Origin of the sequence: Simiduia litorea (genome assembly GCF_042853465.1) — a bacterium.
GTDB lineage: Bacteria > Pseudomonadota > Gammaproteobacteria > Pseudomonadales > Cellvibrionaceae > Simiduia > Simiduia litorea.
The window spans coordinates 2978984-3002314 of sequence record NZ_AP031497.1; the positions used below are offsets into that span (position 1 = coordinate 2978984).

Below are 23331 nucleotides of genomic sequence, written 5' to 3' on the forward strand. Positions count from 1 at the left end.
CCACCGCGTTTTATAGTAGTATTTCAACTCAGCTCGAGCCCGCCATGTCTGAACCACACTGGACCCTACAAAGCTTTGACCAGCTCAGCAATCAGCAACTTTACACGTTGCTGCAGGCCCGCAGCCGAGTCTTCGTGGTGGAGCAACAATGTATTTATCAAGATCAAGATGATATTGACTTACACGCCCTCCACCTAAGCTGCTGGCGAGGCCAAACCCTGCTCGCCTATCTGCGCATTTTGCCCGCTGGTACCAGTTTTGATGAAGTTTCCATTGGCCGCGTGTTAACCACAGACGCGGGGCGTGGCCAAGGCTTAGGAAAAGCGCTGATGCAGCGCGCCATCGCCGCTTGCCAGATGCAATACCCCGGGCACAGCATTCGCATCGGCGCGCAAGATTATTTGCGCCGTTTTTATCAAGACTTAGGCTTTATTGTCGACTCAGATATCTACGACGAGGACGGCATTGCACACGTGGAAATGCTTTACTCGGCGCACCTATAGCAGCCATTAATAGCCTAATAACCTCGGTCAAAATCAATCGCGTAATCTAGCGCCTGTCCTTCGACAAAACGCTGCAAGTTCTTGGCAAAAATGCCTGCAATATCATCGGCAAACGTCACCGCCGCGATATGGGGCGTGATAGTTAGATTCGGCACCTGCCACAGTGGGCTATTAGGAGGCAGAGGTTCAGAGCAAAATACATCGAGCACCGCCGCCGCTAAATCACCAGCCACCAAGGCGGCAAGCAAATCGGATTCATTGACCAAGGCGCCACGCCCTACGTTGATTAACAACGCCGACTTTTTCAACTTGGCGAGAAACTTTTTATCCACAAGCTGCTGTGTCGCAGGCGTCGATGGCAAGGTGAGCACAACAATATCAGCCGCTCTGAGTTGATCCCCTAACGCGGCCAAAGCGACCACTTTATCGAGGCCCGCAACGGGCTTACCCGTGCGATTGACGCCGAGTACAGACATACCAAAATGCTGGGCCGTTTGCACTAAGTGGCCACCTATCGAGCCCAGTCCCACTATCGCGATGGTTTGTTTACTCAGTGCTTGATAGGGCACAGGCTGCCACATTTTATCGCGCTGGCAAGCACGGTAATAGGCACTGTGACGGCTGTGTGCTAATACCGCCGCGAATACATATTCGCTGATTAACGGCCCAAAAATATTTTTCACGCCAGTTAATTGATAATCTTTTCTACAGCCCTTACTCACCAAGGGTTCAACCCCGGCAAACGTAGATTGCAGCCAACGCATTTTTTTGGCTTTATGAAGATGCGGGGCGGCCCAAGCCGGCTGAGCCAATAGAATGTCAGCTTGATCAATCACCTCTGCCAGCGCTTGCTGATCATCGACAACAATCATTTTTGGCGCAGCACAAGGCAGTTTTGTCTTCTGGCGCGACAAGCACCGCGCAATGGTGGCAGCATTTTCTGCAGCAATAACACAGGTTAAGGTTGTCGTCATTGCGATTCAATACTCCACATTTCACATTAAACCGAGACACGTCAGCATCGGATGCAATCACACAGGGTGCGACATTTTGTCCTATGTTGCACTTGTCCTGCCCTCTTTATACTGCCCTCTCAACATCACTCAACATCAGCCCGACTCACAATAACAAGCCATGATCGGCCAATCTAGACTAGGAAGCCTAATGTTTACGTTGACATCGCGCGCGCGATTACTTTTCTCTATTGCAGCACTTGCAAACTTACCGACAGCACAATCCCTCGCGGCAGAACAGGTTTCAATTCTAGAAACCATGACGGTAACAGCAACGCGAGAAGACGTGCGCTTAGCCGATACCGCCGCCAGCGTCGGTATATTAACCGAACAAACCCTAACCGACGTAAACCCAATGCACGCGGCCGATGCACTAAACCGAATTGCTGGCGTCAACGTGGTACAGCTCGGCAGTGGCGGTACCGGTGTTGCCGCTGCCATTCGGCAACCGGTTTCTTACAACCCTGTGTACCTCTACTTAGAGAACGGCGTACCCACGCGCTCGCCCGGCTTTTTTAATCACAACGCGTTATACGAAGTGAACGTTACTCAAGCCGATAGCGTTGAAATATTCAAAGGGCCGGGTTCGGCACTGTACGGCAGCGATGCAATCGGTGGGCTGGTCAATGTGATTACCGGCCGAACGGCAACGGAAAGCCGCGCCAAACTCAACGCCGAAGGCGGCGAGCACGGCTGGAAGCGCGCGCAACTAAAAGGCGCACTTGTTGAGGATAATCATAGCGTCGGCGGCTCCCTTGCCGTCACCGACAGCGATGGCTGGCGCGAACACACGGCTTACCAAAGAACCGACGCCAACCTCAACTGGAGCACCAAGGTTGGTAGCTTCGATGTCGTCACATTATTAACCGGCAGCGTGTTAGACAATGAATCCGGCGGCACCGGATTACTCGAACAAGACTACCGTAACAATCCAGAAAAGGCGGGTAATTTAATTGGCTATCGTGACGTGAGCGCCTATCGGCTCACCAGCCAATGGCAAGCAGAATTAGGTGGCGGCGAAATCACCGTGACGCCCTTCGCACGGCAAAATAATTTGGAGTACATTGCCACCTGGACTCTCAACACCGGCCGCGAAGCCTGTAAACCTTGGCAGACACCCAACTGCCAACTGGATTCACAAGATGCTCACATAAACCAAAACGGCCACGGTTCCGTGGGTATGCAACTAAAATACAAACACGATGTTGACGCCCTCAAGGGTCTTTTAGTCACTGGGTTAGACACTGATTTCAGTCACGGCGACACCACTCAAACCTATATCACGCGCACCGATTCAGACCCTGGCAGCTATTGGCTAAGCTACCAAAAAGAACAGGATATTTACGACTACCAAGTGGACTTCATAGCGCTCGCGCCCTATCTTCACCTAGAAAGCCAAATCACCCAGAGCCTTCGCATTTCCGCGGGTTTGCGCTATGACCAAATTAGCTACGACTATCACACGGATCTTAGTCCAAACAATACCGAAGGCTCGATTCACAAGCGCCCAGAAGACACACAACTTAGCTACAACCACACCAGCCCGAAGCTCGGCCTAACTTGGCAAATCAATGATCATTACAGCAGCTACATGGCCTACCGCCACGCCTTTCGTATTCCAACAGAGGGGCAACTTTTTCGCTCCGGTGCAACGCTGGATTCAACCGCGTTAGCGCCGGTGCAAGCTGACAGTTTTGAAATGGGTTTACGCGGCACCCCCACCGAGTGGCTGAACATTGACACCAGTATCTACCACATGATTTTGCAAGACGAAATCATCAGCCTAACGGACAACAGCACGGGGGCCCGCTACTACAGCAACGCCGGAAAAACCCAGCATCAGGGTGTAGAAATCGCGCTGGACGCAAGCTTGGGCCATCACTGGCAGGCCGGCTTGGCCTATACCTATGCCTTGCACACCTATGTTGACTGGCAAGACGGCAAGAATGATTACAGTGGCTTAGAACAACCGGATGCGCCCAAGCACATTGGCAATCTCTGGTTACAGTACCATCCGAGTTGGCTTAGGGGCGGACGTATAGAAGCTGAATGGCGCCATCAAAGCCCATCGTTTATCGATGAGGCCAACACCCTTACCTACGAAGGTCACGACCTGTTTAATCTACGCGCAAGCTTTAATTTGTCTGAGGATCTACAACTTTATGCAAACTTATTAAATCTAACCGATGCGCGCTTTTCTGAATCAGATGCTAAGTGGGGCCCAACCTACACACCTGGCCGCCCGCGCACACTGATCGCAGGTATTAATTACACTTTTTAAACATATTCCGTTTATGCGAGTCATAACCTAACCCACATAATCGCTTCATCACCGTGTACGACGCGGTGAGTCACCGACGAATTCACCATGAAAAAAATAACACAAACATTTTTCCAGCTGCACCAACATCTCGGATTTTTGGCGAGCATTGCCATTATTGCCTGGGCACTGAGTGGCCTTTCACACCCTATTATCACCAGAATTAACCCGAGCGCTGCACAATTCACCGCGCCAAGCGAGGTAATGCTGACACAAACTTTTGATACCGAAACGCTAAACCAAAAATTCGGCTCAATTGAAGCATTGCGACTGTTTCATTTCTTCGGAAAAAATATCGCTCGGGTAGAAACCGCCACTGAGACGCTCTATGTAAACGCGCTCACGCTAGATGAATTGCAAAACTTCGAACGCGATTACGCCATTGCACTAGCCCAGCATTTTGTCGGCGACACCAACAGCGCCATTGCCGCTGTAACAATTATCGAGGCCTTTGATGACGACTACCTAAACGTAAATCGGCTGCTACCCGTCACCCGAGTGACATTTCAACGCGCAGACAATATGCGCGCTTACATCGACACCCAACAGGGGCGCCTAGCAACCTTAGTAGACGACAACAAAGCCGCTACAAGCGCCTTCTTTAGAACTCTACATACCTGGTCTTGGTGGCCGGCCAGTACCATCAAAACAGCCGTCATGAGCGCGTTTTTGAGTCTCAGCCTGTTGGTTATTACGATGGGGCTTTGGCTCTATATCCAGCGCTGGCGCCAAGGGGTATTTGGCGGCAACGCTCGCTGGCCGATGAGCCGGCGCTGGCATGCTCATTTGAATGGCGGCACCGCAATATTGGCGCTCTGCTTTGTGGTCAGCGGCTTACTGCATTTTCTGGTTAGCGAACAACGGCAAGCTAGTCCTAAACAAGATTCTTCACTTGCACCAAGTTCACTCAACATTCCCGATACTATTGTCGACGCGCAGTGGGTCAGTAGCGGCAAACTGGGGTTTTGGCGTCTACTGACGGCACAGCCGAGCGATCGAGCGCACGCCCACCATGGCGGCGAGCAACCACAACAATCAAATATTATCTATCAACGCGATGGCCAACAGATCGACGACGGCGAAAACCAACTGGCCTCTGCCATGGCGCAACATTGGCGCGCAGGAAACATCATAAGCTTATCGCCCCAAAGGCATTTTACTAGCGACTACGGTTTCATTAACAAACGCCTGCCGGTTACCAAGGTGGCCTATGAAGACGGGAGCCTGCTATTTGTGGAGGTGCAAACCAACACCTTAGCCGCGCAGGTAACCTCATTGGATGCCTTGGAAGGCTTTAGTTTTGGGTACTTGCACAAATGGCATCACCTCGACGGTTTAGGCAAACATGCACGAGATGCATTACTAGCCTTAGCCGCCTTGCTTATTGCCCTGGGCACCGGCCTTGGGCTCTTCCGTTACAGCCAAAAAATACGTCGGCAACGGCCCCGCCTAGCCCAAACTGAGCAAGCTGTAAAATCACCGTAAATGCAGCGTAACTGTTATTTATTGCAACAAATGTGCAAAAGCGGCTATTTTGTACTAAATTTTTAGCTGAGACGCTTTATTTCGTCCGCGAAAACCCCTAAAGTGCCCTCACTCGGCACCCGAGGATTATGACCCTTGGCCCCAAAATGGCCATGCTTGTGCATCGTTGGCAAAACCCTGCCCGCGCCCATCAAGCATCAACGGTTGCAATCAACACCCAGGGGCCACTCCATATTCACTAACGATCAAAAATCGACTTATGGCTAATTACATTCCCGACAGTACCGACCGCAAAATCCTAGACATTCTCCAGGGCAACGCAACTATTCCCAATATCGAGTTAGCCGATAAAGTCTGCCTTTCACCGTCGCCCTGCTCGCGCCGGGTGAAAAATCTCCGCGATGAAGGCTTTATTCGCCAAGCCGTGACGTTATTGGAACCATCAAAAGTGGGCCTTCCGGTGAGCGTGTTTATTCAGGTCACCCTAAATCACCAAGTAAAAAGTGAATTGGAAACCTTCGAAAACACCGTAAACGAATGGCAAGAAGTCATGGAGTGCTATTTGATGACCGGCGATTTCGACTATCTTATTCGCGTCGTCGTGCCAGACTTACAAACCTATCAGCGCTTTCTCGATGACAAGCTGACGCAGGTGCCCGGCATCGATCACATCAAATCGAGCTTCTCGATTAAGCAAGTTCGCTATAAAACCGAACTGCCTCTGGAATTTATGCCGCGTTAAAACATTACTCGCCCTCCCTGCTGGGAGGGCATCATGATGCAATCAAGGGCGATGAATTCACTCTTACTTTTCACTAGCCTGTTTTTTCTCGCCACGCCACTCGCGGCAGAAACCGTGCTTCAATGCAAGAGCCCCAGCGGTAAGCCCATCTTTACTGACGACCCGCGCAAGTGTGGTAAGGCTACCGTCACACAGCACACCGTTGAACTAAAAAACACCCACAACCAATATGGCGCGCTGGAATCAAAGGAATATTTTAATTACGCCAATCGCGCCCACACCCGCTTAGAAGGCTATGCCATCACGATTATTGTGGAATCGGAGCTGCTCGCCACGCAGCCTGAGCTCACCCAGAAGGCCGCAGAGCGGCTAAACCAAAAAGTGATGCAGGCCTTAGCGATACTACCCAGCCAACATCGCAACTTATTTAAAAACATCCGCTATTACATTTTCAGCGGCGCAGGCTCGAGCTACGGCGGCAAAGACAGCGGGCTTTGGTACTTCGCCAAGAACAACCGTATTTCCAAGCGCTTCGACGACAGTATCGTGGTCAACTCAGCCACTAACTTTGTGAAAATGAGCGACAAAAGCGCGCTCGCCGTTATCATTCACGAACTTGCCCACGGTTTTCACCGCTACAACTGGCGGCGCCTAGCTAAACTCTCCCAACAAAGTTACCAGCAAGCCAAGCAACAAAAACTTTACACCAACCTGCAATCGGATTCAGGGCGCCTGATTGAGCAAGCTTATGCGCTAAAAAATCACCGAGAATATTTTGCCGAGCTGTCGGCTAAATTCTTCAGCGAACACTATTACCCGCCCTTTAACCGGCGCGGATTAAAAAGCTATGATCCCAGAGGTTACCGGCTGATGGAAACCGCATGGCTGCACGTCGAGGCAGAATGACATGTTCCACAGCCCCGTTCGTCATGGTAAACTTTAGGACGAATATCACTCTAAAACCCCTGCATTAGGACAAGTGCCATGCTCGATGAGTTTGATCGCAAGATTCTGAGAACCCTCCAGGAAAACGCCGATTACTCGATGGCGGAGCTTGGCGACAAAGTTGGCCTATCGCACACACCCTGCTGGCGCCGGATTAAAAAGCTTGAAGCCGATGGCATTATCAAGCAAAAAGTCACCCTGTTAGACCCAAAACAACTCGGTCTTGGTGTCACTGTGTACGCCTACATCACCATCAAGAGTCACGATGAAGCCAGCCTAGATGATTTCGAAAATGGCGTGCAAGACGTCGCCGAGATTGTCGAGTGCTACTCCACCAGCGGCGAAAAAGATTATGTGCTTCGTGTTGTTGTCGACAGCGTAGAGCACTATGAACAACTGCTGAAAAAAACCATTGTGCACCTACCTAATGTTGCATCGGTGAATTCAACCTTTGCCCTAAAGCAAGTGAAGTACACCACCTCCCTACCTCTTTAAGCTGCTACTTCCGCTTAAACTTTTTGATCAGACATAAAAAAAGCCCGCCTTGTGAGCGGGCTGATCTATATCGAATGAAAACGCTTTAGCGGCTAAGGGGGTCGTCCGTCGCCTGTTCTGCTCCCATTCAATTCATCTACTAAACCAAGTCCATCTAAAGGAGACACATGACTAGCATTGACAAAAGGTCTCAATCGCAATCTTTAGTCAACCTAACTTTATTTATAGCAGTTCCCTAGAAAACTACCAGCGAAGGATCTGAATCCAACCTCAATTGTGACTGCCTAGCCATTTTTCACCCTTGTAACTTACCTACCAGTAGGTTAATTTGGCGCTAACTTACCAACTAGATGGTTATTTAGCACCATGGTTCAAACCCGCTCGCGCAACCGCAAAGAAGAGATACTGGAACTCGCCATCACTCTGCTGCAAACCAAGGGCTTTGAAAGCTTTAGTTACCAAGACTTGTCCAGCGCTATGGGCATTACCAAAGCCAGTATTCACCACCACTTCCCGCGCAAAGAAGACCTTGGAGTCGCACTTTGCCAATGGATAAAAACTTGGCATGAACAGCGTTTCCAGCAAGCGAGAAAGGAATTCCCCGATCCCTGGCAGCGGCTCGATGCCTACCTGAATTGGTCTTTGCAATACGCCAAAGGCGCCAACAAAATTTGCCCATTAAGTTCGCTACAAGCGGATATCAACTTACTGCCACCGTCCATGTGCCAATCCATTGCCGCGTTAGATCAACACGAACTTGATTTCATTTCTTCAATCTTGGAAGACGGGCGCGCAAAAAAAACCATGCACTTTTTAGGCGACCCCAATCACCAGGCCATGCTACTGGTGTTGGCCTGCAAAGGTGCACTGCAATATTCACGTATCCACGGCCTCGCAGTTTTTGAGCAGGTCATGGCGCAATACAAAAACACCCTTAAAATTTAGAGGTAACAATGACTCAGCTTAATGCATTATTTTCACCCTTTACACTTGGCCCACTCCAGCTCGCAAACCGCATCGTCATGGCACCCATGACACGCCAGTTTTCACCGGGCAACATTCCCAATGATTTAGTGGTGGAATACTACAAGCGCCGCGCCGAAGGTGGTGTAGGTTTAATCATTACCGAGGGTACCTGCATTGGTCACAAAGCCGCCAACGGCTATGAAAACGTACCCTACTTTTACGGCGATAAAGCATTAGCCGGCTGGAAAAAAGTCGTCGATGCGGTACACGGCGCGGGCGGGAAAATCATGCCGCAACTTTGGCACGTGGGCTCAGTACGCAAAGAGGGCATGGAGCCCGATGGCTCGGTGCCCGGTTTCGGCCCATCGGGCCTGGTGGCACCCGGCAAGAAAAAATGTCATGAAATGACCAAAGCAGATATCGCGGAAGTCATTACTGCCTATGCCGATGCGGCGCGTGACGCCATGGCCTTAGGCTTCGATGGCGTGGAAATTCACGGTGCCCACGGTTATTTGATCGATCAATTTTTCTGGGCCGGCATGAACGAGCGCACCGACGAATACGGCGGCGATCTCGCTGCACGTACCCGCTTCGCCGTTGAGATTATTAACGCCGTACGCGCAGCTACCGCGCCAGACTTCCCAATCGTCTTTCGCTTCTCGCAATGGAAAATGCAGGATTACAATGCTCGCCTAGCCAATACGCCCGAAGAGTTAGCGAGTTTCCTAAAGCCGCTGTCTGAAGCCGGCGTGGATATTTTTCACTGCTCAACACGCCGCTTTTGGGAAGTTGAGTTTGAAGGCTCAACCCTGAATCTAGCCGGCTGGACCAAAAAGATCACCGGCAAGCCCGCTATCACCGTGGGCAGTGTCGGTTTGAACAAGCCTTTTGTGGACGATGAGAAAAAAGGTTTTTCCGGCGGCGAGCCCGCTTCCATCGACAACCTATTAACGATGTTAAACAACAACGAATTTGACTTAGTTGCCGTCGGTCGCGCGTTAATAGCCAATCCAGATTGGCCATTGCGCTTAAAGGAAAACAAAACCATTGACGCGTACGATTTGCAACAGCTACAAAAGCTAGTTTAAAACACCGCTGCAGCATGCCATCAGGTAATGGCATGCTGCAGCACAACGCCACCTACTGCGCCCCTGTCGATCTCAGTCTAGCGACTTAATAGTCGTTAAACTGGGCCTGCAAACGGGCTAATTGTTTCTCCAATTTGCGATGCTGTCGCCCGAGATCCGTCAGAGCAATTCGATGGATTTTAATATCCTCCAGCGCCTTGGCGCGTTGACTGGCAGAGCTTTTATCACTAACAATCAAGGCTTCAGAATCGGCAATAAAGTCCAGTTCCAGTTGCATTTGATCATCAAGCGCGTGCAGCGAATCCTCTAACTCGCGAATATCCTGCGCCATTTCAAAACGAACATAACCCGCCGCGTGGCCGGCACTGAACTCACGAAAATCATCGTGCGGACAATTAGCATTAACGGCTGCGCCTCGAACGCCCAACTCATAGCCTTTGTCATAGGTGCAGTAGCGAATTAAGCCGGCAAAATAACCGTCCTCGAACCCCTCGTAACGACTGCTTGGGCATTGATTATTGTAGTTGGCACCAGCGCGACCGAGCTCCATACCGCGCTCGTAAATACAGTATTCATTGATACCCTGCTGATGCCCCAGCTTAAAAGCACTAAAGTCTGCTTTGATTTGGTGTTTAGAGCAGTCTTTCTGATAATTATCAAACGCCGTTGCGCTCTGCCCTTTAGCCCCGTGCTGATACCCCACCGCACGCCAATCAGCCACCTCGCACTCTTCTTTATTCATTGTTGCGCAGCCAGCAAGCAGCAACACTAAGGAAAAAAAGAAAACGTATTTCATGGTTTGCGTGCCCTTATCAAAGCGAGATTGTTACCTAGCTGGACGTTATAGGAATAACACCAGCTAGGCATAACGGAAACATCTCTAACGTTACCGATCACAATACATCAGGTTTAAAATGCGAATCGCTCAACCGCAAGTGCAATAACCCCGGCGAGCGCTAACAAACTTAGAATTTTCCATGTGCCGACCGCACTTTCTAGAGACGCGAGTCGATCCTCTAAGGTCGCAGGTTTAGCGGCAACTTTTGCAGGCTTCGGTGATTTTTTATGGTTCGAACTCTTACTGCCACTGCCATCCAAAGGCATAACAGCTTCCGCTTGCGGGCCTTTGTCCGAATCTTTATCGTCAAACTCAACAGCCAAACCTTGGCGAATAGGACCATCGCCTTGCCATTCACTTTTGTGAAAGAAAAAGTCCTTGCCACTACTGTCGTCAGAAATAAAACCGAAGCCTTTACGAAAGTCGTAACGCTTAATTGTGCCTTTGGCCATGCTTGTATCCTATCTATAAGTTAAGAGGGCAATAATGCCCATGTAAAAAACTGGCTAAATTATAAAGTGGTTGCCAGTGGTGGTGTAAAAATCCGTAACGCTAAAATATACCTACCCTGTATTAACATAGGCTTAACATCTCAAGCGACCTCGCCATTTGCGCCGGCTTGGAGTGACTTAGCATGTATGTTGTTAATAAACTCTACAAAAGACTCCCTATCAGCAGAGTTTTCAAACGAAGACGCAGGAAAAATTTGCGCCAGCATAGTATCCAAAAATAGATATACATTGCCTCGATACTGTTCGACCCCTTGCAAGGCCTCCCAGCGATACACGCTAACACCCAAGTGACTCGAGTCGGTTATTCCAGACTCATTAAATGCTATTTTTCGCTTTCCCAGCATCAAACCATTTTCACTCGGCATAGATTTACGTTCCATTTCCTTCAAGTTACGTACATATGCAAATACAAAAATAACCAATGGACATACCACGGCTAAACCTGAGGGCCAATGAAACGTAGACAAACCAAACCCTTCAAACTGGAAGATTGTAAAAAACACGATCGCCACAAGGAACCAAACAACAAAATTAATAACAAAAGATCGCATTTCTTTTGTTTTGCGATTTGACAACCTTGAAAAGGCATATCGGCTGTAGGTCCTAAAGTCGTCCGCTGAAACCGTAAATTCCCTTACCAAATGAATAACCTACTTAGTTGCTTACCCCATGGCGCTAGGACGAGCTTATGGCGATCCACGCGACCAAAACTCAGCCTCAGGCCGATTAAAGGCTGGATTTTGTCACATTTAAGCAAACTTGTACTAACTATGGTCAAACTCAATGATATCGAGCTCGTTTCAGACAGATCCGAGAAACAGGTTAATTCCAACATAAAAGTCCATCTCCCATCCCATTTGCTGGTTCCGATTGACCGTGCCGAGCATAAACAGCCTTAATGTTAGTCACCATGATGCTTCCTGCAATCGACTCAATCCCAAACTTCACCCCACACCCGGTAGCATTTTGTGACGTGAGCGAGCCAATGCACGACGGTAATAAATTAGGGACGACTTCAAATACATCTGACCGAGGCATGCGGCCTCACAGGTGTACCGCGATAACGCCGTGATTTACCGCACGCCGACTTACCAATCGGTGCAGTAGCGGTTTACTGCCCAGCCTTGTGAACCCTTCGGCTAACCGTTTCACAGGCCACCTGGAGGTGGCGCTAGCGACTCAATGCAGAACAGCATTGATGGAACAGTGAAATGGTTGGCGGAAGAGCTAGTCGCCAAAGTTTGGCCAATACATCAAGAGGGAGCTTTAGATGATCTGCAGGGATCGGCAGAACGCCAAGACGCTATATCAATAGATCGCCGTGAATTCCGGCGCACCCTTCCCAGCTGTGCTTTTGGAATAAGGGAGTGACCTGCAGCACGCCGCTCCTATTAAAATAGATCGCAGTGAGTTCAGGCACTCCCTTCCGGCGCACCCTCTCCAAGCGTACTTTAAGAGTAAGGGAGTGATCTGCGGCACACCGACTCGCCAGCCCTGGCTTCTGGCGGCACAAGTTCTGAAGAATGGGATCGGAGTGATCTGCAGCACGCCGCTCCTATTAAAAAAGATCGCAGTGAGTTCAGGCATTCCCTTCCGGCGCACTCTCTCCAAGCGTATTTTAAGAGTAAGGGAGTGATCTGCAGCACGCCGCTCCTGCGCCCTTCGGGACCAGCCACAAAGCATAGCTTGGCGTCGTTCGAGTTCACGCAAATAATAATTGGCTAACGTTCCTCTCACCCATGCGCCCGCGGCATACCGGCCATCCTTGTCCATAAAAAAAGCCCGGCTTTTTAGGGCCGGGCTTGAAGTCCCATACAAATTGCAAGGGAGAGTCACAGGAGGAAAAACCTATAACGTCTGGGGGCGCTATGCCCTCATGACGGGTTTTAATCTTTTAGTCAGAACGCAACTTATACCTTCATAAAGCGCTCTTCAGCGATTTTATTCGCAACAATACCGGTTGGCTGTTGCGTTTGTGCTGCACGGTCAAATATCTGAATCAGCGTGTCGCCGATGCTTTCCACATGGGTTTTCAATTGGGCTTCAGTGCCACCAGTGCGCTGGTAATACACATCGACAATGCCGCCGGCGTTAATTACATAATCGGGGGCATAAAGAATTTCTCGAGCCCGCAACATGTCGCCATGACGCTCCTCGGCCAATTGATTGTTGGCTGCGCCGGCGACAACAGTGGCCTTTAAACGGCTAATGGTGTCGTCATTGATGATGGCACCCAGCGCACAGGGGGCGAATACATCGACTTTTTGATCAAAAATAGCGTCGCCTTCAACCACAGTTGCACCCAGTTCACGGGCGGCGCGCTCGGTATTGTCGGCAAAAATATCGGAGACGATGAGTTCTGCACCCTCGGCATGTAACTGCTTAGCCAAGCGAAAACCAACGTTGCCAACACCTTGAATAGCAACTTTCAAACCCTGCAGCGAAGATTTACCTAAGCGATATTGTGCAGCCGCCTTCAAGCCTACAAACACACCGTAAGCTGTGGTTGGACTTGGGTCACCGCCATGCTCGGAACCTTCCACCACACCACCGGCAAAGCGGGTGCGTTCGCCAATTTTGATCATATCGGCAACACTGGTGCCGGAATCTTCCGCAGTGATATAGCGACCGCCAAGGCTTTCAATAAAGTCGCCCATGCTGTGCAGCAGTGCGTCGGTTTTCTGGGTGCGATGGTTGCCGATAATGACTGCTTTACCGCCACCCAACTTGATATTAGAAATAGCCGATTTGTAGGTCATGCCGCGCGACAAGCGCAGTACATCGCGCAGCGCTTCTTCATCGGTGGCGTAGGGCCACATGCGACAGCCGCCTAATGCAGGGCCAAGGTTGGTGTTGTGAATGGCGATGATGGCTTTTAAGCCAGATTTGGCATCGTGATAAAAAGCAACGTGTTCGTGACCATCAAAGGCCGAATGAGAAAACACCGACATAAACTACAACCTTGTCATTTTAGGGGCGCCTTTTGGGCAACAGCTTTCAACACAAACCTCCTTTTGGGTTGGTCTGCGAGCAAACAAAATTCTAGCGCTAGCGGGAAAATAAAAGGTTGCAAAGAATGACAATGAAAATCACTGCAACAGCACAACTCGCTAATAACTGACATAGAATTAGCGATTTAATTAAGTGACCAACAATTCAGCTAAGTAAACCACCTACGAGGCTAGAAACCAGAATCAATGCCACCGCCATCCCCAGAGAGGTCAGGCGGGAGAATTAGCTGGGACGGGAACCCAGCTGTTAGCTAACTATATTTAACCCCCGGCAGGACACACAGCATCTCGTACAACAAATTAGCGCCGACCACCGAGGTGGCTTTGCTGGTGTCGTAAGGTGGCGAGACCTCCACCAAATCAGCGCCAATCACATCCAAGCCCTTGCACCCACGCAGAATCTCTAAGCCTTGATGCACCGACAAACCACCCACTTCGGCGGTGCCGGTACCAGGTGCGAAGGACGGATCTAAACCGTCAATATCAAAACTGATATACACAGGGCCGCCGGCTACCTTAGCCCGCACTTCCTCCATCAGGGGTGCCAACGATTTGTACCAGCACTCTTCCGCCTGAACCACCCGGAAGCCTTGATCGCGCGACCACTGATATTCATCGGGCGAGTATCCTGTGCCGCGCAAGCCAATTTGCACCACGCGGTTACCGTCCAACAGGCCCTCTTCCATAGCTCGCCTAAAAGGTGTGCCATGGGCAATACGTTCGCCAAACATGTGATCGTTAACATCGGCGTGGGCGTCCACGTGCACTACGCCAATAGGGCCATATTTCTTCTTTAGCGCGCGCAAAATCGGCAACACAATGGTGTGATCGCCACCGATGCTAACCGGCGTGATGCCAGCAGCCACAACCTTGTCGTAGTGCGCCTCAATGATGGCAACGCTTTTCTCAAGATTGAAGGTATTTATAGGCACATCGCCAATGTCGGCTATGGATAAGCTGCCAAAAGGATCGGCGCCAGTAGAAACGTTAAAGGGGCGCAACATGCGCGACTCGTCGCGAATCTCCCGTGGGCCAAAGCGCGCACCCGGGCGGTTAGAAGCGCCTATGTCGAGCGGTACGCCAATGATACCAACGTCAAGCGGATCGGCCAACGTCAGCGCTGGCAGGCGCATGAAGGTAGCTGGGCCACCGAAGCGGGGCATGTCGTTGCCACCTAAGGGTTGATGTAGAACTTTTTTGCCTTGCTCAGTCATGTGCCTACTCCTGTCGATGCGTCTCACACAGTAAAGACGCGGGAAGACACACAGTATGGCTGATCCCACCGGCAGGAAGAGCAGCTTAGAGCAAACCAATAGTTAGAGCGGAGCGAACTTTAAGCCTCAAGCCTCAAGCCTCAAGCCTCAAGCCTCAAGCGCAGAGCTTAGAGGAAGTGCCAGGCCCGCCCTTGTAGGGGGCGGCCCCCCGCCTTGTGGCTTATAGCTTGCCGCTAAAAAGCCGCCAACTGCCGGCACAAAGACTCAATTACCTGCGCCTGATTCAAGCCGTCACACTCCACCACAATATCGGCGTATTCACGGTATAAACGGTTGCGTTCGGCAAAGACATCGTCGAAGGATTGATCCGGACGCCGAGCGATACCACGGGATTCATAATTGTGAATACGTCGACGCAGTTCATCGAGAGACACACTTAAGAACACCACTGGGCCGTAGGTTTTCAAATGCTGCATACCGGCATCGCCATAAACAGCGCTACCGCCCGTGGCAATCACGTGATTGGGCAGGTCTGTTTCTAACAAAACCTCTTCTTCAATACGCCGCAAATTGAGGTAATCGGACGCATCCATAATTTCCTGCAAGGTTTGCTTTTCACGCACCTGAATCAACACGTCTGTATCGATGAAATCCTTAGCCAACTCTTTCGCCAGCACCACGCCAATGGTGCTCTTCCCAGCGCCAGGCATACCGATGAGAATGATACTTTTTGGTTTCATAGGCGTTTTTCCAAGCTGCTTATGTCAAATCTTGGCGCGCATTAAACCCCAGCAAAGGGGTTGCCACAAGGGATGGAAATTAAGGTAAGATATTTTCAACCTTAGTAGACTTAAGTTAAATTTCATGAAGACAGACTCAGAGCTAGACCTGCGTCTACTGAAGCAGTTTGTCGCGGTGGCCGAATGTGGTGGCCTAAGCGCCGCTGAACAGCGCCTCCAGCTGTCTAGGTCCACCATCAGCACCAACCTTGCCGAGCTAGAGTCGCGCCTAGGCTTCTCACTTTGCCATCGGGGCCGCGGGGGCTTCTCACTGACGCGGGAAGGTAAATCTGTCTACGCCGCCGCCACCGAGTGGATGCAAGCCGGCAGTAACTTTCAGACGCGGATTGATGCGCTAAAACACGAACAACTGCAGGGCGAGCTGGTTATTGCTTTTAGTGACGACAGTCTCAACCACCCGGACTTTCGCTTCGCACAGGTGGTGGCGCAATTTAAACAGCGGGCGCCACGGGCTCGGCTGCGCGTGCACAGCCTCAACCCGCAAGCCATCATGGCGGCCCTGCAAAATGGCGAGGCGCACATAGGCATAGCACCGCAAGCCGCCTTAACTGAGCGGCTGTTTTGCAAGCCCTTGTACCAAGAACTAAGCCAACTCTATTGCAGCAAGCAGCACCCTCTGTTTGCCAAACAGACTATTGCAGAGCCCGAGCTTCGCCAGGCGGATTACGTCAGCGCCGGCTATGCCTGGCACCAAGCGCTATCCACTTTGGAAGCCAAATTTACAACGCTCGCGACAGCGCCAGAACTGGAAGCGCGCACCGCCCTAATACTATCGGGTGGCTACGTTGGTTTTTTGCCGGTGCATGTGGCTCGACCTTGGGTGGAACAGCGACAGCTAAAGGCGATTTTGCCCAGCAGCTTACATTTCAACATTTGCATGGCGGCACTTTGTCTGGAACAACAGCGCAACAATAAATTGTTGCAGCACTTCTTTGCCCTTTTGAACGACACCCACTATGTCAATGCTCAGAAAAATTAACGATATCGACTTAAAGCTGTTGCGAATATTTCAGACCGTGGCCGATTGCGGCGGTTTTAGCGCGGCGGAATCTCAGCTCAATATCGCGCGCTCAACCATCTCAACCCACATGGCCGATTTAGAGAGCCGCTTGGGGCTAACCTTGTGCCAACGCGGGCGCGCCGGTTTCGCATTAACAGAGGAAGGCAAAACCGTTTACGATGCCGTGGAAGAGGTGTTCGCGGTGTTAGATGGCTTTCGCCATCAAGTAAATGGCTTGCACGAAAAGCTCACCGGCGAACTCAATATTATCTGCTCCGATGCTATTGTCGCCGATCCACGCTTCAAGCTAACGGAGACCCTCGATGCGTTTATTGCCAAAGCGCCCGATGTCACCATCAACATTTCCACCAATAGCTTGCCAGAAATGGAGCAGGCGCTCATCGATGGCCGTGCGCACATTTGTTTTGCGCCACGGCATCGCGATCTATCCAGTTTGAATTATCGCCCCCTCTACAACGAGGATTACTTCCTTTACTGTCATGCAAAGCACCCGTTGTTTGCCGTAGAAAGTGACACCCTAAAAGACGCCGACTTAAGTAAACACAAGTTTATTCACCCAGGTATTCAAACCATTGGCCAAGCGTCCTTGGCGATGGAGGGACTGAAGCGATCGGCTAATGCCTATATTTACGAGGTGCGTATGGCCCTCGTAAAAACCGGTCAATACATTGGCTTTTTCCCAAGCCACTATGTGCAACCTTGGTTAAGCAAGAAAGAATTGCGCGCACTTTGCCCAGACACCAGACACTATGCCGTAGACATCGCCGCACTCACTCGCAAGACCGGCCCGCAAGACAAACTATTGAAACAGCTCATGATTCAGCTCAACCAAGTCTATAGCTAACCTGACGGCAAGGAAGGATACATTGGGAATGTGGTTAACGCCGACCAATAAGAAATATAAGCGCGGCGTATAACCTAACAGATGATATCTTTGGTGCTTTGCAGTGTAACTACCTAGATCGGTCAGTTGCTAACGAGAGGCTGCAGCAACGACAGGTTTCGCTGGCTGAGCACCCAGGGCGCGCATAATACCGCCGACCCCGGCATCGGCCACTAGCAAGGCATAAGCCCGACTCAAATCCCGAGAAGCCGCGAGCGACACCTTGCTGTGTAATTGCTCCAAAAAATCTGGGTCAGACATTTTCAATGTCACGTCGAAATCTCGCTTGATAATCGCAATACACTCACGCGCGTGACGAATCGCCAATGGGTGCAACATCCAAGATTTATCGGCCATCTCCCTACCTCAAACAAAAATAAAACATGTTCATAGAGCCTAGTAGAGGCTTTCCGCCCTTAGCAAAGCGATTTAGCCCGTCGGAACAAAACATTCCGAGAAAGGTGACGCGCTAGCCAAAACGGCTATTAAAAGCCTAGTGCACACGTACCAAGCAGGCCAAAAGTCGCGATATGGGTGGATATCTATAACCCAATGACATATCTGTCAGAGACAAGAATGGGGAAATACGGTGATTTTGTACCTACCAAAGCCCTGTATTTATCAGGGTTTCTGGCTTTTCAGCACAAAATTAACCCCTTTCTTTAAAATAAACTGACAATGCCACTAATAAACTCGGCAAAAATTCTGTATTATCACGCCCAATTTTCGCACTGGCTTATCGAGTACCGTAATGACAGACTTAGCTAAATATAGAAACATTGGTATCTTTGCTCACGTGGATGCGGGTAAAACCACCACCACCGAGCGTATTTTGAAATTGACTGGTCGTATTCACCGCCTAGGTGAAGTGCACGACGGCGCCTCAACCATGGATTTCATGGAACAGGAAGCCGAGCGCGGTATTACTATTCAGTCTGCTGCCACCACCTGTTTCTGGGATGATCACCGCTTCAACATCATCGATACCCCCGGACACGTTGACTTCACCATCGAAGTTTACCGTTCATTAAAAGTATTGGATGGCGGTATCGGCGTATTCTGTGGTTCCGGCGGCGTTGAGCCACAGTCCGAAACCAACTGGCGCTATGCCAACGAATCCGAAGTAGCTCGCGTGATCTTCGTTAACAAGTTAGACCGTATGGGTGCTGACTTCTTCCGCGTTGTTGAGCAGATCAAGAAAGTATTGGGCGCTCGCCCACTGGTTATGACCCTGCCCATCGGCCGCGAAGATGAATTCAAGGGCGTTGTAGACGTTCTGACTCAGAAAGCTTACATCTGGGATGATTCTGGCCTGCCAGAAAACTACACCGTAGAAGATATCCCTGCCGATATGGTTGAAGATGCTCAACTGTACCGTCAAGAGCTGATCGAAACAGCTCTGGAAGAAGATGACGACCTATTGATGGCATACATGGAAGGCGAAGAGCCTTCAATCGAAGACATCCAGCGCTGCATCCGTCAGGGCACCATCAAACTGAATTGGTTCCCCACTTACTGTGGTTCTGCGTTCAAGAACAAAGGCATTCAGTTGGTCCTAAACGCGGTTGTGGATTACCTGCCAGACCCAACAGAAGCGACCAAAGTACCTTTGACCGATGAAGAAGGTGTTGAGACTGGCGAGTTCGCTACTGTTTCTACCGAAGAGCCGTTCAAAGCTTTGGCCTTTAAGATCATGGACGACCGCTTTGGCGCCCTGACCTTTATCCGCATCTACTCTGGTAAATTGAACAAGGGTGACACCATCCTTAACTCCTTTACCGGCAAAACTGAACGCGTTGGCCGCATGGTAGAAATGCATGCGAACGACCGTAAAGAAATTGAAAGCGCACAAGCCGGTGACATCATCGCCATCGTGGGCATGAAAATGGTTCAAACCGGTCACACCCTGTGTGATCCAAAGCACCCATGCACACTGGAAGCCATGGTGTTCCCAGATCCAGTAATCTCTATCGCCGTTGCGCCGAAAGACAAGGCTGGCATGGAGAAGATGGGCATTGCTATCGGTAAGATGGTGTCTGAAGATCCATCTTTCCGCGTTGAAACCGACGAAGACTCAGGCGAAACCATTCTGAAAGGTATGGGCGAACTTCACCTCGACATCAAAGTAGACATTCTTAAGCGTACCCACGGTATCGAACTGACCGTTGGTAAGCCACAGGTTGCCTACCGCGAAACCATTACCCGCGAAATCGACGACAGCTACACCCACAAGAAGCAATCGGGTGGTTCTGGTCAGTACGGTAAGATCGACTACCGCATTCGTCCTGGTGAAGTTGGCACGGGCTACACCTTCAAATCAGTGGTTGTGGGCGGTAACGTTCCGAAGGAATTCTTCCCAGCCATTGAGAAGGGCTTTAAGAGCTTGATGGGTACCGGTCCTTTGGCAGGTTTCCCCGTATTGGACGTTGAAGTTGAGCTATACGACGGTGGCTTCCACGCCGTTGACTCCTCGGCCATCGCGTTCGAAATCGCAGCCAAAGGCGCTTTCCGTCAGTCTATGCCGAAAGCCGGTCCACAGCTGCTTGAGCCGATCATGAAAGTTGATGTGTTCACGCCAGACGATCACGTGGGTGACGTTATCGGTGACTTGAACCGTCGTCGCGGCATGATCAAGGATCAGGAAAAAGGCGTTACTGGCGTTCGTGTTAAAGCAGACGTGCCATTGGCGGAAATGTTTGGCTACATCGGAACACTGCGCACCATGACCTCAGGTCGCGGCCAGTTCTCCATGGAGTTCTCACACTACCTGCCTTGCCCGCAGAACGTAGCAGACGAAGTTATCGCTGCTGAAAAAGAGAAGAGAGCTAAGAAGTAAAACCTACTTCGGCGCTAGCGCTCTTTGAAGAAACCCGATGACGCAAATCATCGGGTTTTTTTATGCCTTACAGGCGGTATAAATAGCGAACAAAAAAAAGCCGCTGATAAACCCAGCGGCTTTTTCCAACATCGCGATACTCATTAAATGTCGGCGTTGTGATAAACGTTTTGCACGTCGTCCACATCGTTCAACATATCCATAAATTTTTCAAACAACGGAATGTCGTCACCTTCGATAGGGGCGGTGGTCTTGGGTAAAAACTGAATTTCATCCATATCGAAATCGAGTTCAGGCATCGCATCCAGGAGCGCAGTTTTCGCTTTGAAATATTCCGTGTGGGGCGTAATCACGGTCACTTTATCGCCTTCACTTTCCAGTTCAATCACCTCAACGTCGGCCATGATCAAGGCCTCTAACGCCGCCTCCTCGTCGCCGGTAAACACAAACAAAGCGCCATGATCGAACATATGAGCGACAGAACCTTGGGTGCCGATTTTACTTTTCGTCTTCACAAAGCACTGGCGAACATCGCCAAAAGTACGATTGGGGTTATCGGTTAAACACTCGATAATAACCATGCAGTTACCGGGGCCATAACCTTCGTAACGCGCCAGAGCAAAATCTTCACCGCCAGCGCCCTTGGCTTTTTGCAAGGCTTTCTCAATCACATGCGCAGGTACCTGGTCTTTTTTCGCTTTATCAATCAAGTTTCGTAAGGTCAGATTACCCTCGGGCTCAACCCCGCCAGATTTCGCGCACACATAAATCTCACGGCCGTATTTGCTATACACCTTGGATTTGGCATCCGCTGTTTTCGCCATGGACTCTTTGCGGTTTTGGTAGGCTCTGCCCATAATCACGGTTCTCAATGTGGGTCACGAAAGCGCTTATTTTACAGGGCCTGAGATCTCAGGCAAGCCGCCGCCTAAAGCTCTGGTAAAACTTACATTGGCTGAACAGACTAAGATTGGCGCGGGCACCCTAGCCACTAACACGTGAGACTTTCCCGCATTTCGGCAACCAAAAAACTACTGGACCGACCCATGCTGCACGATATTACAAGCGCAGATCGAAACAGCAAGTCGATATTAAGTACGCCTTTGAAGCGCACGACGTCGCCGACAAAATATTTTTATTGCCGATGTGCTCAACGTAGATGGCCCCAGTAACGAGTTATGACTTGCCTCCGTGAGCGCAATCACGGTAGTAGCATCAACAAACCCTTAGACGGGCGCAACGATTGCAAGCCGAGTGACTGGCGCGCCTCTTAGAGTATGCATGCAAGCGGCAAAGGTTTAATGCCGCTTGCAGGATTGTGTTTAGAAATCTTCAAAACTAGAAAAAGCTTCGCATGCATCGAACACGATGAGCAGCTACAGCAACAGTCGGGGCATAAACGCTATTGACTCACATCCACCAACAGTGGCACCCGGCGACCACGCCATTGATCGTCGTGCTGGGTTGCAATAACCAAACAAGGCTCTAGACCCTCTGCACTGCTCACTAAGCCTCGGCTATCCCATATAGCACTCTTACCTGCGGGCTCAAAACCACCAGTTTCTACGCAGTGATTGGCCATCACCACCAAGACATCATGTGCCTTCGCATAATCTTGTAACTGCCCTGTATCTGGCTCGTAGCCTGCCTCCGTAATCAGCACGCCAGCGGCATAGATGCTCGCCTCATGGGTGCGACAAGCAGCTGCGTGCTCTGGCTGGCTCGTATCGGCACAAATAGCATTTAGCAAGCGGTGCCCATGAACTTCGACCACACAATGCGCATCGCCAGGCTGAAAAAAAGCCGCTTCACCATCGTGCAAAAATAACTTCCGATAGGATTTAATAGGGCCATTCGGAGGAATGATAAATGCTCCGATAGCAGGCTTAGCGTCGGTTTCCAAGGGCCCGCCCACGATAATAGTCATCTGGTAGCGCTTGGCTTGCTGCGCAAGCAAGACAAAACAGGGATCATTTATGTTTAGCGCCAAGGCCGCGGCTAACGTCGGTTCATAGCCCGTCAAGGATAATTCGGGAAATACCAGACAGTTAACCCCTTCCCCATGAGCTTGCGCCACCACTTGCATATGCGCTCGGGCATTCACTGAAAGCTTGCCTCTGATAGCCGGTATCTGGGCTGCAGCGATGGAAAAGCTCAAGAGGTCACTCCTACAGAAAAGATTTCATCTAGGTCTTAGTATTATTGTGTCATTTGACAACACCAGCTAGCCAAATAACTATCTGCCTAATCTCGATAAATATTTAGCTATTCAACCGAGTCAGAGGCTAAAAATACCCCTTTATTCATTTAGCGCTAATGATTTTACTCAAAGACTCAAGCCTCGCTCTCATTGGCGCATCTACTTCTTCAGGCTTAATGCGCTTAATAACGCTTCTCAACACCTGAATTTCCTCTGGCGTGATCTCCCCGTCTGCCTCAGCTAAAGCGACCATTTTGTCAAGCTCGGCGGCATCAAGCTTGCCGTCGTTCATGAAGCACTCAATAGACAGCAGAGACATTTCAATATGAGCCATAGTCTTTCCCTTTTATGAACAATAATCCGATTTATAGATACCCAATAATACGCAAACCTTGTCCGAAATCATACCGAGCGATAGCAATCAGGTCGCCGTTAAAACGATGCCATCAAGCGATTCAC

The 23331-nt window shown here is 50.3% G+C and carries 22 protein-coding genes; 11 read left to right on the plus strand and 11 right to left on the minus strand.

The window, feature by feature from the left end:
- Positions 1–44 precede the first annotated feature (44 nt).
- Positions 45–503, plus strand: coding sequence for a GNAT family N-acetyltransferase (locus ACGHTT_RS13185; RefSeq protein ID WP_390591173.1), 459 nt, complete (start codon positions 45–47; stop codon positions 501–503).
- Between the two features lie 14 nt (positions 504–517).
- On the opposite strand, the gene ACGHTT_RS13190 is transcribed toward ACGHTT_RS13185, so the two are convergent.
- A complete protein-coding gene (locus tag ACGHTT_RS13190) occupies positions 518–1477 on the minus strand; it encodes a D-2-hydroxyacid dehydrogenase (protein WP_390591174.1) in 960 nt (319 codons plus the stop codon).
- A gap of 190 nt (positions 1478–1667) precedes the next feature.
- Between ACGHTT_RS13190 and ACGHTT_RS13195 the strand changes: the two genes are divergently transcribed.
- The 7 genes from ACGHTT_RS13195 (at position 1668) to ACGHTT_RS13225 (ending at position 9557) form a co-directional block, all read left to right on the plus strand.
- Positions 1668–3797, plus strand: coding sequence for a TonB-dependent receptor (locus ACGHTT_RS13195; protein WP_390591176.1), 2130 nt, complete (start codon positions 1668–1670; stop codon positions 3795–3797).
- An 87-nt stretch (positions 3798–3884) separates the two neighbouring features.
- Positions 3885–5321 (plus strand): hypothetical protein, encoded by a 1437-nt coding sequence (locus ACGHTT_RS13200; protein ID WP_390591178.1) that lies wholly within the window; start codon positions 3885–3887, stop codon positions 5319–5321.
- 259 nt (positions 5322–5580) lie between these two features.
- Positions 5581–6063: an Lrp/AsnC family transcriptional regulator gene (locus tag ACGHTT_RS13205; RefSeq protein ID WP_290264912.1), complete on the plus strand. Its 483-nt coding sequence runs from the start codon at positions 5581–5583 to the stop codon at positions 6061–6063.
- Positions 6064–6096: 33 nt separating this feature from the next.
- A complete protein-coding gene (locus ACGHTT_RS13210) occupies positions 6097–6969 on the plus strand; it encodes an anthrax toxin lethal factor-related metalloendopeptidase (RefSeq protein ID WP_390591180.1) in 873 nt (290 codons plus the stop codon).
- A gap of 78 nt (positions 6970–7047) precedes the next feature.
- A complete protein-coding gene (locus tag ACGHTT_RS13215; protein ID WP_290264916.1) occupies positions 7048–7503 on the plus strand; it encodes an Lrp/AsnC family transcriptional regulator in 456 nt (151 codons plus the stop codon).
- Positions 7504–7869: 366 nt separating this feature from the next.
- Positions 7870–8448, plus strand: a complete 579-nt coding sequence (locus tag ACGHTT_RS13220) for a TetR/AcrR family transcriptional regulator (RefSeq protein ID WP_390591182.1) — start codon at positions 7870–7872, stop codon at positions 8446–8448.
- An 8-nt stretch (positions 8449–8456) separates the two neighbouring features.
- Positions 8457–9557, plus strand: coding sequence for an NADH:flavin oxidoreductase (locus ACGHTT_RS13225; protein WP_390591185.1), 1101 nt, complete (start codon positions 8457–8459; stop codon positions 9555–9557).
- Between the two features lie 85 nt (positions 9558–9642).
- On the opposite strand, the gene ACGHTT_RS13230 is transcribed toward ACGHTT_RS13225, so the two are convergent.
- The 6 genes from ACGHTT_RS13230 to ACGHTT_RS13255 all read right to left on the minus strand — a co-directional run bounded on the left by ACGHTT_RS13230 (position 9643) and on the right by ACGHTT_RS13255 (position 15872).
- Positions 9643–10353, minus strand: coding sequence for a DUF2799 domain-containing protein (locus ACGHTT_RS13230; RefSeq protein ID WP_390591186.1), 711 nt, complete (start codon positions 10351–10353; stop codon positions 9643–9645).
- A gap of 113 nt (positions 10354–10466) precedes the next feature.
- Complete coding sequence (locus ACGHTT_RS13235; RefSeq protein ID WP_390591189.1) at positions 10467–10847, minus strand: cold-shock protein; 381 nt, start codon at positions 10845–10847, stop codon at positions 10467–10469.
- 140 nt (positions 10848–10987) lie between these two features.
- Positions 10988–11374, minus strand: coding sequence for a YcxB family protein (locus ACGHTT_RS13240; protein ID WP_390591190.1), 387 nt, complete (start codon positions 11372–11374; stop codon positions 10988–10990).
- A 1443-nt stretch (positions 11375–12817) separates the two neighbouring features.
- On the minus strand, positions 12818–13858 hold the full coding sequence (locus ACGHTT_RS13245) for a Glu/Leu/Phe/Val dehydrogenase dimerization domain-containing protein (protein ID WP_390591191.1): 1041 nt from the start codon (positions 13856–13858) through the stop codon (positions 12818–12820).
- Between the two features lie 311 nt (positions 13859–14169).
- Complete coding sequence (gene speB, locus ACGHTT_RS13250; protein ID WP_390591193.1) at positions 14170–15132, minus strand: agmatinase; 963 nt, start codon at positions 15130–15132, stop codon at positions 14170–14172.
- Between the two features lie 233 nt (positions 15133–15365).
- On the minus strand, positions 15366–15872 hold the full coding sequence (locus ACGHTT_RS13255) for a shikimate kinase (protein ID WP_390591194.1): 507 nt from the start codon (positions 15870–15872) through the stop codon (positions 15366–15368).
- 124 nt (positions 15873–15996) lie between these two features.
- On the opposite strand from ACGHTT_RS13255, the gene ACGHTT_RS13260 reads away from it, so the two are divergent.
- On the plus strand, positions 15997–16911 hold the full coding sequence (locus ACGHTT_RS13260) for a LysR family transcriptional regulator (RefSeq protein WP_390591196.1): 915 nt from the start codon (positions 15997–15999) through the stop codon (positions 16909–16911).
- Entirely contained in the window at positions 16889–17797 is a 909-nt protein-coding gene (locus tag ACGHTT_RS13265) for a LysR family transcriptional regulator (RefSeq protein WP_390591197.1), read from the plus strand. The genes ACGHTT_RS13260 and ACGHTT_RS13265 overlap by 23 nt, the downstream gene beginning before the upstream one ends.
- A 129-nt stretch (positions 17798–17926) precedes the next feature.
- On the opposite strand, the gene ACGHTT_RS13270 is transcribed toward ACGHTT_RS13265, so the two are convergent.
- Positions 17927–18193, minus strand: coding sequence for a hypothetical protein (locus ACGHTT_RS13270; protein WP_390591199.1), 267 nt, complete (start codon positions 18191–18193; stop codon positions 17927–17929).
- Between the two features lie 394 nt (positions 18194–18587).
- Between ACGHTT_RS13270 and fusA the strand changes: the two genes are divergently transcribed.
- The gene (fusA, locus tag ACGHTT_RS13275) at positions 18588–20672 is read left to right on the plus strand and encodes an elongation factor G (RefSeq protein WP_390591200.1); all 2085 of its coding nucleotides are present in this window, start codon (positions 18588–18590) and stop codon (positions 20670–20672) included.
- 143 nt (positions 20673–20815) lie between these two features.
- On the opposite strand, the gene ACGHTT_RS13280 is transcribed toward fusA, so the two are convergent.
- The 3 genes from ACGHTT_RS13280 to ACGHTT_RS13290 form a co-directional block, all read right to left on the minus strand.
- The gene (locus tag ACGHTT_RS13280; protein WP_390591202.1) at positions 20816–21529 is read right to left on the minus strand and encodes a YebC/PmpR family DNA-binding transcriptional regulator; all 714 of its coding nucleotides are present in this window, start codon (positions 21527–21529) and stop codon (positions 20816–20818) included.
- 545 nt (positions 21530–22074) lie between these two features.
- The gene (locus ACGHTT_RS13285) at positions 22075–22830 is read right to left on the minus strand and encodes a carbon-nitrogen hydrolase family protein (protein WP_390591203.1); all 756 of its coding nucleotides are present in this window, start codon (positions 22828–22830) and stop codon (positions 22075–22077) included.
- 145 nt (positions 22831–22975) lie between these two features.
- Positions 22976–23206 carry a hypothetical protein gene (locus ACGHTT_RS13290; protein ID WP_390591205.1) on the minus strand — a complete coding sequence of 77 codons (231 nt, stop codon included), beginning with the start codon at positions 23204–23206 and terminating at the stop codon, positions 22976–22978.
- Positions 23207–23331: the final 125 nt, after the last annotated feature.